Annotated in this window: 5 protein-coding genes, 1 tRNA gene and 2 pseudogenes; 2 read left to right on the top strand and 6 right to left on the bottom strand. The window is 64.3% G+C overall.

Annotated features, from left to right (window positions below; translation table 11 throughout):
- A partial coding sequence (locus FGF04_RS17830) for a transposase (RefSeq protein ID WP_149512347.1) occupies positions 1–191 on the top strand: 191 nt, incomplete at its 5' end.
- Between the two features lie 359 nt (positions 192–550).
- Here FGF04_RS17830 and FGF04_RS17825 read toward each other — a convergent pair.
- The 3 genes and pseudogenes from FGF04_RS17825 to FGF04_RS17815 form a co-directional block, all read right to left on the bottom strand.
- On the bottom strand, positions 551–1,759 hold the full coding sequence (locus tag FGF04_RS17825; protein WP_149512223.1) for a response regulator: 1,209 nt from the start codon (positions 1,757–1,759) through the stop codon (positions 551–553).
- Entirely contained in the window at positions 1,756–4,707 is a 2,952-nt protein-coding gene (locus tag FGF04_RS17820) for an ATP-binding protein (protein WP_188114116.1), read from the bottom strand. Before FGF04_RS17820 ends, FGF04_RS17825 begins: the two co-directional genes overlap by 4 nt.
- Positions 4,708–4,883: 176 nt before the next feature.
- Positions 4,884–5,138 (bottom strand): annotated as a pseudogene (locus tag FGF04_RS17815) (transposase family protein); the annotation flags it as partial.
- Between FGF04_RS17815 and FGF04_RS17810 the strand changes: the two are divergent.
- A pseudogene (locus FGF04_RS17810) lies at positions 5,139–5,606 on the top strand (LacI family transcriptional regulator); the annotation flags it as partial.
- 162 nt (positions 5,607–5,768) lie between these two features.
- Here the strand turns inward: FGF04_RS17810 and FGF04_RS17805 are convergent.
- The 3 genes from FGF04_RS17805 to FGF04_RS17795 form a co-directional block, all read right to left on the bottom strand.
- Positions 5,769–8,477, bottom strand: a complete 2,709-nt coding sequence (locus FGF04_RS17805) for an NACHT domain-containing protein (RefSeq protein ID WP_149512221.1) — start codon at positions 8,475–8,477, stop codon at positions 5,769–5,771.
- A 668-nt stretch (positions 8,478–9,145) separates the two neighbouring features.
- Positions 9,146–9,219: transfer RNA gene (locus FGF04_RS17800), tRNA-Pro, on the bottom strand.
- 49 nt (positions 9,220–9,268) lie between these two features.
- Entirely contained in the window at positions 9,269–10,087 is an 819-nt protein-coding gene (locus FGF04_RS17795) for a Pr6Pr family membrane protein (RefSeq protein WP_149512220.1), read from the bottom strand.
- Positions 10,088–10,177: the final 90 nt, after the last annotated feature.

Here is a 10,177-nt window from a genome sequence, read left to right as displayed (position 1 = left end):
GCCAGGCCGAACTCCCGGCCTGGAAGGAGGAACACAATGCCTCGCACCGCAAGGTCCGCGCCCGCGTGGAGCACGTCTTCGCCCGTATGAAGGGCTGGAAGATCCTCCGCGACTGCCGCCTGAAAGGCGACGGCGTTCACCACGCCACGCTCGGCATCGCCCGCCTGCACAACCTCGCCCTCGCCGGGTGACGCAGAAACCAGCAGGTCACCGAGCATGCCGTAGATCATTTACGGGACAACCCTTAGACACCGAATAAACCGGCCCGCCCGGCCGGTGAAAGGGCAAGGGAGCCCTCCGGCCTCGGCAAGCAGAAACAGGTGAGGGGCCTACCGAATCCGGTAGGCCCCTCACTTGCTGTGCTGGCTGTCGGGGTGGCGGGATTTGAACCCACGACCTCTTCGTCCCGAATGAGGTTCGGTGGTGATCGCTACCGGCCTGAATGATGTTCATGCAGGTCAGTGCGTTGGCGTCAGTTGGTCTTGCGTGGTGTCGCAGGGGCTTCGGGAGGCAATCGGCTCCCATGCGGCTCCCAGTGAAACGACCCGGTTCAGACGGCGGTCCACTGGGCCAGTGTCTGCCATCGCCCCTGCGGATGGCTGGTCGTCGGCACGTCCGCGCCCTCATCCGTCTTCGCGTACTTGAAAGGAGTGCTGGAGGTGAGGCCTCCCTTCACGCGTTGGAGGCCGTCGAACTGCAGGCAGCGTACGGTGCTCGAGGCGGGTTCCGTGTGTGTCAACAGCCACGGAGCCAAGGACAACGGGTCAGCATTGCGGGAGATGAGGACCGGCTGTCCCGTGATCACTGGATCCTGGGACGTCACCTTGTCCGGGACCGGTCTTCCGACTCCCTTGAGGCTGAGAAGCTCGATGACCCATATCGTGCCGTCGTAGGTCATAGAGACGGGCACCGCGAGGTCGGTGCCCCATGAGGAAGCTGCCCGGTGCGCGAAACGGCGCAGCAGGCGATCGAGATGGTCTGCTTGGGTCGGTGTGGGTGCGTACCCGCGGTGCGTGATGTCATTGCGCATGGAGATGAGTCCCTGGACCGGCTGGTGCTCGGACCGCTCAGGAACGAGCCAGGAGAACATCCGGGCGAAGTCGCATCCCGCGTCGGAAAGGCCCGAGAGAGCTGAACAGAGATCGAACCAAGTGCCCATGCTCGGGGCTGCGAGCCGATCCGGTGTGATCCCGCGCAGGGGTGCGGGCGGAGTGCTGCTGAGCCCTAACGCGGCTGCGAAGCGCAGCACAGACTCCAGCGCGTGAAGGCCCTCCAGGACCTTCTTGTCTGGATCGGTGGTGCGGGCGTACCTGGCGAACCGGTGAGCCATAGGCGTCGGCAGGTGGTGGGCAGCGAGTTCCAGAGATTCGCCCAGACGGTCGGTGAGGATCGTCACGCACCGCTCCAACAGCTCTTCCCCGGCACTGTCCTTGACGACCCAGTCGGCTGCGTCAAGGCGGAGCGCCTCGATTACCTGCTGCTTGGAGCCTTCGCCGGACAGCACGAGGCTGGGAATGCGCCATCCCCCATTCTTGAGTTGCTGGAGAAGCCAGAGGCCGCCCCATTCCTCCGGCGGCATCTTCATGTCGATCAGGATGAGGTCGAATGGCCGGGTGGCGATCTCCTGCAAGGCGGCGTGACCGTCCGTGGCGAAGCGGAGGCGTGCACCGGCCTTGTGGAGTGGACGGCACAGCGTGCGGGCTACGTCGGACTGGTCGTCGGCGATGAGGATGCGCATGTCGGCCAATTGCTGTGTCATGCCGGCTCCGATGTCGTAGGGGTGGTGAGCGGCAGGGTGATGAGCCAAGCGGTGCCAGAGGCTGTGGGGGCGGGACTGAGATGTCCTCCAGCTCTGGCAAGGAGTGAGCAGACTCCGAGGAGGCCGAGGCCGTTTCCACCGGACTTGGTACTGCGGACTCGCTTTCCCGTATTCAGGGCGGCGGTGACGTCTGGTGGGAGCCCGGGCCCGTTGTCTGCGATCTCGACAACGGCTTCGTATTCGTCGGCGGTCCAGGCCATAGTGATGGCCCCACCGTCGCGCAGCGCTTCGATCGCGTTGCTCACGAGATTATCGAGGGTGGCGGTCAGGGACCGTGCGTCCATTGCGACGTGGACGGCGCTCCTCGCCTCGGGGACCGAGAGCGAGATGCTGGGGGGTAGGCGGGTTAGGACAACTCCGGCATAGTGGCGGAGGAAGCTTCCCAGTTCGACGCTTTCGGACTCGGCTGGTGTGAGCATCGAGGTTGCTGCCCGAAGACGTAGCGCGAGGGCGTGTGCCTCGTCGAGGTGACGGCTCGCGGTGAGCTGCTGCTGCAGCCGTGCTGTGCGGCTCTCGGCGCTCTGAGAGCTGGCGAGGCGGGCGGCCACGAGTTGATTCTTCAGGTCGTGGAGGAGGTCCGCTACGGCCGCCCGGTACGGCTCGGGGCTGGGACGGAGCGCGGCCATGACGGCCTCGGCAATTGGGCCCGGGTGGTTTGGTACGTTCGGCGTGGTGACGATCACATCGATGCCGTGCTCGGCCGCCTTCACGATGGCCGTCCTGCTGGCTCTGGACCAGAGTGTACAGAAGTCCTCCATGACACCCCGCGACGGCGGTTGAGTCGACCGGAACCGCAGGTGCAGCGGCTTGGCGCTGAGGAACTCTGCGGAGATTTCCCCTCCGCTTGACGTCAGGGTGGACAGTGCGGCATCGAGAACCGCCCGGTCTCGCCCGGAGAGTTGTGCAGCGGGTGGGGGCGTCGTTGTCTTGAGTCGGCCACGGTGCAGGATCCGCCATTCGTCGGCGAGATCCGGCAGGGAGATGTCGGAGTCATCGGCGCCGAGGCATCGGTAAACGTCGCACAACTGTACTAGTTGCTGAATGTGTGCTTGCGTCAGGTCTTCCGGGGCCTCGACCTGCTCCAGAGTGTCTATGGCGCGCGCCAAGGCTGTGTTGAGCGTGTTGTCTGGGTCAGTCGGCTTTTCGACGGCCTTCCGGAACGCGTCTCGCAGGTGGCTGCCTGGCTGCAAGGGTAGATCGAGGCCCAGGAGCTCATCTACGCCAATGGCCCACTTGAGCAACTCGGAAGCGTCCGAGGCGAGATGGAGCCCGAACAGTCGTGAGCCGACCCACCGTTGCGTTGGAACGGGTGCTGAATCGAGCACGAATGCCTGTTGGGCGAGCAAGATCCGGGCAAGTGACCGATCCCGCTCGTTGGCACCGTCAAAGGATCGTGCCGGGGACCCGTCAGCGAGGCGGTCGAGAACGCTTAGGACAGCCAGCGAGGCGCTGTGCTTCGCTGGTGTTTTGCCAGCTACAGGAGTGCCCTCCACCCTAAAGTGGACACCCAGTGGGCCACTGTCGAGAACAGCCACCGCTGTGAACTTCCGTGCGTGGTCCGGTCCCGAGGCGCGGTCCTCATAGGTCACGTGGAGCTTCATGGCACTGGCCGCGCGCTGCAGGCGCGTTGTGGGGTCGACTGGCCGAGGCGCGCTCGGTACCGCAAGCTGCCATACCTTTGCCCACTCCGTTGGCCATCGATCGGCCAGTGTCCCCTGGAATTCTCCTGCTGCGGAGATTGCCCCGATGACGGCTTGCAGTACGTCGGCTCCAACCTCTACAGGTATGCCAAGTGATCGCTGACCTGCTCCGAGAAGTAGCCCCGACGCCAAGCCGGCCTGCTCGAAAGCGGCGTTGTAGACTTCGTTGGGGAGCGTATTGAACTCGAATTTATCGAGGGGGTCTACGACTGCGTTGCGTGCGGTCGCGAGGAGGTGCTCGTAGATGAGCACACGGGACCCCAGGTAGGCAAGGACCTGATAGTCCTGTTGCTGGCAACTTGCCAGCTGAATTCGGTTCTCGTAGGCCCACGACGAGTGCACGAGCGCCTGGGACAGTAGCGGCCTCGACGTGTCGGGAAGCGAGAAGAATCTCTGCACTTGGCTCACGGTCTGACTGTGGGCACCCGGTGCAGGGATCTCCTGTGCGGGTCGCCGCCGTGTGGCGGTCTCGTTCCGGGCAGTGAAGATCTGGGGTGCGTGGCGCTGGAGGAAGTCTAGTGCGGCATGTTGAGCCGCCGCCTTCTTGCTTCGTCCGCTGCCCTGACCAATTCGGTGACGCTTGTCCGTCACGGCAGCCCGGAATACGAGGTCGTGATCAGGACCCTCCTGCTCGTACTCGAAGGTCACTGCATCGCTGCCCAGAACCTCGTACAGTACGGTCTTGGGATCGCTGATGCTGGATTCCATTTCTCGGCGCTGACTGATTAGGTGGTCCTGCAGCAGTCGCTTGGCCACTTCCTCCTCACCTTCGAGGCACAGGACACCTATGATCTGACGGCACAAAGCTGCCGTGATCTTCGGGGTAAGGTTCTTCCGATTAAGTCCGATACTCAGGGCTGCGGATTTGCGGAGCCATTCCTGCCCTGTCGTCCAGGCCGGGAACGTAGAGACGATCCGGGCGACATCCTTGCTCATGGTCGCCGACGTAGGATCTGCGGTGTTGCGGTAGCTTTCCACCGCGGCCAGCTTCTGCAGGAACGCGTCCCCCAGCCGGTTGAGTGCATCCAACGAGACTTGCGTGATGCCCGGCAGCGAGTCCTGGTTCTCGTAGTAGTACGAGCGGTGCACCAGTGCTACTGCGATCGCATTGCGTACACCGCGCCTTGGTGCGGTGAGTCCCAGCGTGCTCAGGCACTTGAATGCTGGTGCTGCCTCCTCCACGCGCATCTCTGCAGGCTGTTCCAGCCAACCCAGCCGAGCCCGACCGTATCCGTCATCGCTTGCCGCGGTCACGCGCCCCCCATCCCCGTTGCACTTCCCTGCCCCGGACAGGTCATTATGACCGAGAGGAGGCGGCATTCGATCAGACTCTTCACCGCAGGCGATGCTTTCAATGAGCTTCTTCAGCGTTGCCGCTCCAGCGTGAGGATGGCCTTGGCGATTGACGTCATGCGGTTGGGGCTGCATCGGGACCTGCGGAAGATGCGCCAGGACTTCAGCCGTGCGACGCCCCGCTCGACGGGCGCTCGCGCTGCGGCCAGTGCCTGATTGCGGGACCTTTCGGTGGGGGTGAGTTCTTGCAGGGGCCTGCGTTTGATGCCGGTGGTCAGCCACGGGCCGGCGCCCTGGTAGGCGAGATCCGCCAGGATGGGGATGCCGAGCACGCCGCCCACTGGCGCAGGAACGGTTTTGCGACCTGGCTGTTCACGCCTGCGGTCTCCGGCTGGTACCCGAAGAAGGCACCACAGGAGCCCCGGCCGGTGCCCCTGCTCGGCGAGCCTTGGCCCGGCGTCCCGGCCCGGGGGCGGGGTGCCAGCGATCGAGCCGACGCCTGCTGGCTCCCGATAGCCAAGGGACTCACGCCCCACGGCCTCCGCCACACCCACCGGACGATGATGGAGGATCTCGGAACGGAGAAGGTCCTCATGGACGAGCGCATGGGCCACATCGACGGCTCGGTCTCGGCACGGTACGCCCACGTCACCCCAGGCATGCGCCGCCGCCTCATGGCTGGCCTGACCGAACAGTGGGAGCAGGCCATTAATGCCCGCCTGGCTATGAATTCCACGTCACCTGTGCGGGTGCTCAATGATCTCCTGCGTGCACGCGCTGTAGCACGGCGATAGCCCTCTTCGGTGCCCTCGCAGCGGAGTTGTGGGGGCACCGTTGTCCTTATCACCTGCCGACGCAAAGGGGTCTGATGAACGCTCATTCGGTTCGCAGCGTGCAGGTTGTCCCAGGTTCATAACAGACTGCCTGTTACCGCCACGTGCAGCGCACGGGGCTCACTAATCATCGAAGCTCTCGGTCGTGCGCAGGCGCCACTTTGACGGTCCGGCCGCGTTCACCGGCTCCCGGATGAGCTTCCCATCCTTGACCATCTTCTTGACGTAGTCGCGCCACTTCTCGATGCCGTATTCCCGGGTCCATCTCATACGGACATCCTCGTCCGGCGGGAAGTCGCGCTCATTCACGACGATCGACGCGCGGGCGTTGGCAATCTTTTCCTTGAAGAATGCCTCGATCGCGCTTTCGTCGACCGGCTCTTCAGGTACACCGAGCAGTTCCCTCATCCGGCGCGGGCTGCTCGTCAACTCGTTCTGAGTGAGTAGCTGGGACACCTGCTTGTACGAGTCGTGCAGAAGAGCGTCTCCGGACGTCTCCGACAAATCCAACTGGTCAACCTGACATGAGGTCAGTCGCAGGGTAACGCCAGGACCGACGACTAGGGTCCGGATCTCCGCCTGGTCGAGTGTGACTCTGCCAGATCCGCGTAGTTCCAGTCGGTCGACGATGATCCGACACGCAGGCCGTGCGCCCTCTGCGGGGCCGGCAACCCTCGCCCACAACTCACCAAGGCTGGCCATGGCGGGACGGCAGCGCTCGGAAGAATCTGCGGCAGTCACTCGTGTCTGGATCTCTGCAACCACGCTCTCGATCGTCTCTGTCCGGTCTTCCGGCCACATCGAGTGGATCAGCTGCGCGCACAGTGGCGAGACGGCGACACTGGATAGTAGAGAGAGCGCCTGTTGAAGCGGGACCCGTGTGACCTGCCGGGCGAAGAAGTGCTCGGCGATCGCGAGGTGAGTGAAGCTGAATGAGAGCTCCTCATCCGACCATTCTGCACTCATGCCACACAGTGCGACCAGTCGGCGCTTTCGCTCTTTGCTGAGGTCGCGCTCCAGTGCCTGCTCCGCAGCTAGTGCCAGCTCCTCCTCGGAGATCTCCGGGGTCACCTTGCGTGCGCTCATCTCGGCGACCTCGCAGAAGACATCGGCAAGTTCGTCCTGGCTAAAGAGGGGCGTGCCCTGCTGGCCTTCCAGCTTAGTCAGCTCTCGCTGTAGGTAGGTGTCGATCACGAACCGCAGAAAGTTGGTCGACTGGTTGGCCTGCTGCCAGGCGGCGTAGGCAAGGCAGAAGAATGGTGTGGTCAGTAGTTGCTGGACCTCTGGGGCGTCGTCTGTGACCGCCGCTTCGATCGATAGGTGGGCGACGAGTTCGAGAAGCTGTGCCCGTCGCCACGGCTGCAGCTTCATTGTCGTCAACCGGTGATGCGAGTTCTTAGTAGGGTGTTCTGTCAGACTGCTCCAGAGTCGCGCTTCGGAGTAGCTCGATCGCGCTGACAAAATGACGGCGCCATTGTTCCGTAGGTCGTCAAGAATCGGCCGCAAACCCGACAGAGGATTGTCGTAGGTGCGGAATCCCAGCATCTCGTCGAAGCCGTCGATCACCAGTATCGCCAGCCCTGCGCGGCACAACGCCAGTACCGATTCCCGATCCAGGATCCTCGTCCCGGCGACGCGGTCATTGATTAGCTGTTTTAGGCTGGTCGCACTGGATTTGCTAGACGAGATGTAGATGGCCACGGGCTCAAGGTCGCCAGGCTTGGTCAGTGACTCTCGGGCGAACTGCAACAAGCTGTGGGTCTTGCCTGAACCGGCTTCGCCGGTGAGTGTGATGAGATTCGTGCTGCCGCGGTAGGCGTTTACATCGCCAGTTACCTCTGCACATGCCTGAGTTATGGTCAGACCGGTGCGCGTCCCCTGGTACGCGTCATGGATCTCAACCAACGTCGGCACATGTGGAATGTGTTGCTGCAGGTGCGGAAACAGATCCTGGCTGACCTGCTTTTCGGTGGCAAGCTGCTCCTCGAGTTCCACCAGCAGCCGCCGCTTGAGCAATGGCCAGTTGCATGCATCCGCCAGGAACGCCTTGTATGGTTTTTGGCCCGACTCGGACAGCCAAACTCTGGCGTGGTCTGCAGTGATCTCGAATCGGTCGACACGCGGGACTGGCCCGTCGGAACTCCGGCGGTCCCAACGCACCACGATCGGCTCCGGCGGTGTCACGAGGATGCAGACCGAGTCCCGTTCAGCAAACCCCTTGAGGTCTCGTTCGATGTCCTGGGCGAAGCCGTTGAGTAGCCGGTCGCCGCGCTGAAGTTCCAGCTTGTTCAGAGCGGCCACGGTATCGTGTTCGGTCACGTCGATGGCGTCACCACGGCGCGGCCAATACGTTGCTGCTGTCCCTGAGAAGGAGTGCAGGGCCGCAAGCCTGCCGTCGACTACCCGGAACAGCGGTGCCAACTCGACGACGTGGCCGTGTTCGTAAATCTGCACGATCCACTCGGCATTTTGGGACACTACCTGGTGCAGAGCCGCGAGATCGACGTCTTGCGGTACTGGACCACCGTGGCACACCTGATTGCGTACCTGTCTGATCGGCATCTCCGGCTCGGCGACCACTAGCGTGTTGATGCCGGCGGCGACGGCCAGGGCCTTCTCTCTGCACTTGGTGCAGCCCAGCTTCTCACTCTGAAGCCTGCTGTAGTCGGCCCACTTCTCGAGCGATCCCGGCGTGCTGAACTTGGCTGGCCTCTGGTCTGCAGCCGCGCATAGCAAGCCCAGCACCCGCAGTTGATACTCCACATGGACCAACGTCCTGAACGGATCCTGATCTGGCTCCGGTGCCGCAACGAGGTCCGCGATGGTCAACATCTACTCCAGCATTCACAGGGGCAGGGCGGCGTCCGCACCTTCCGGAACGCTGATGGCATCTGCCAATCAGACGCTGGCACCCTGCCAAACCACCCGAAGGCTACCCGGTACGGGATTACCGCGTCTGTGTTTGCGCACAGCCAAGCCGCCACTCCGCCCGAGCCGGATTTAAGACCTATTGTCGTTTTGGGTGGACATGCCCATTTAGGGGCAGCTGGCTGGTTCCTCTGCCCCGGCTCGTAGCGTCGGGCTCGCCCGTGGGCTCGTGGGGCGGGAGCGTCCCGGCCGAGAGGGCTCTTGCGCACTTCGGAACGGCGGTCTTCGTGTGAAGAAGCGGAACTCGCAGTGATCCCCGGCAGGAGAGCCTGCTGTCATTGCTTGAAGGGCCACATGCCTTTGATCGGTCCCTCTCGATTTCGCCCACCGCGCATCCGAACCAACGGGGGTGCCCTCTGTAGTCTTCCAGGGCCGTGTGAGCAGGTGCTTATTCCTGAGGGACTCGCTGTCCTGCCTGCGGGATCCGGATCCCTGGGAGCGGGCGCGGGTGGAGGCGGGTACGGGAGCTGGATCCCAAATTTGGCTCCCGCACGGCTCCCAGAACAGCCCCAGGAACCACTCAGGGGCCCGACCCGCTAAGCGGATCAGGCCCCTGACCTGGTATTTCACTGTCGGGGTGGCGGGATTTGAACCCACGACCTCTTCGTCCCGAACGAAGCGCGCTGCCAAGCTGCGCTACACCCCGATGTCGCTGTGGCGGGCCACTCTCGTGGTCGGTGCCGTGGCGACGTCGTTTACTTTAGCCCACTGGTGGCCGGAGACGAAATCCGGTTTTCGGGGGGCCGGTGGCGGCGCGACCCCGGCCTGACGTGGTCCACGGCGACGATCAGGACCGCCAGGCCGTAGCAGGCGACGCCCAGGATCGCGATGTTGCCCAGGACCTCGACGAAGCCGAGCTCGGAGACGTCCAGGAAGGGGTACGGGTAGCGGTCCTGCGTGCCCGGGGGCAGGAGCAGGCCCCTGGCCACCGTGCAGGCCAGGTACGCCAGCGGCAGGATCATCCAGGTGATCGCGCTCTGCAGGCGCAGCGCCCCCGGCAGGGTCAGCAGGAGCCAGTCCACCGCCACCGCGACCGGGATCACCGTGTGCAGCAGCAGGCTCGTCAGCGCGTGCCAGCCGGTGAGCGGGCCGGTGGCCTGGCCGGCGGCGCCCGTCATGGAGAACGTGGTCGGGTTGTCGGCCAGGAGCAGGTGGTAGACCAGGCTCCCGCCGACCGCGTACAGCAGCGTGCAGGCGGTGACGGACGCCCGGAGCGGGTGGCGTGCCGTCCAGGCCCTCCTGGCGGTGACCGTGGACACCACGGCCACCATGAGGGTGCTGAGGATCGTGAAGTAGCCCGGGACGCGGGTCGGGCTGCCCAGGAGCAGGGCGAGCGCGACGCCCGCGACCGCCGACAGGGCGATCAGGAGGCGGAAGGCGGCGACCAGGGGGCGGCGTACGCGCGGGACCACCGCGTACGCCGGCACGACGGGGACGGCGGCAGCGGCGGCGTTGGCGGCTATACCGGGGATCCTGGGGATGTCCGGGATGTCCGCGGGTATGGGGGCGGTCATGCCCTCACGTTAGGCAAATCGGACAAAAGGGGCGATGTGGGTTGGGCTGGACGGGTGTCGCCGACCGCCCCGCAGGCTCCCGTACGCCCC

The sequence above is a fragment of the Streptomyces apricus genome (genome assembly GCF_008369065.1).
Taxonomy (GTDB): Bacteria; Actinomycetota; Actinomycetes; order Streptomycetales; family Streptomycetaceae; genus Streptomyces; species Streptomyces apricus.
This window is presented reverse-complemented; position numbering and strand designations above follow the sequence as displayed.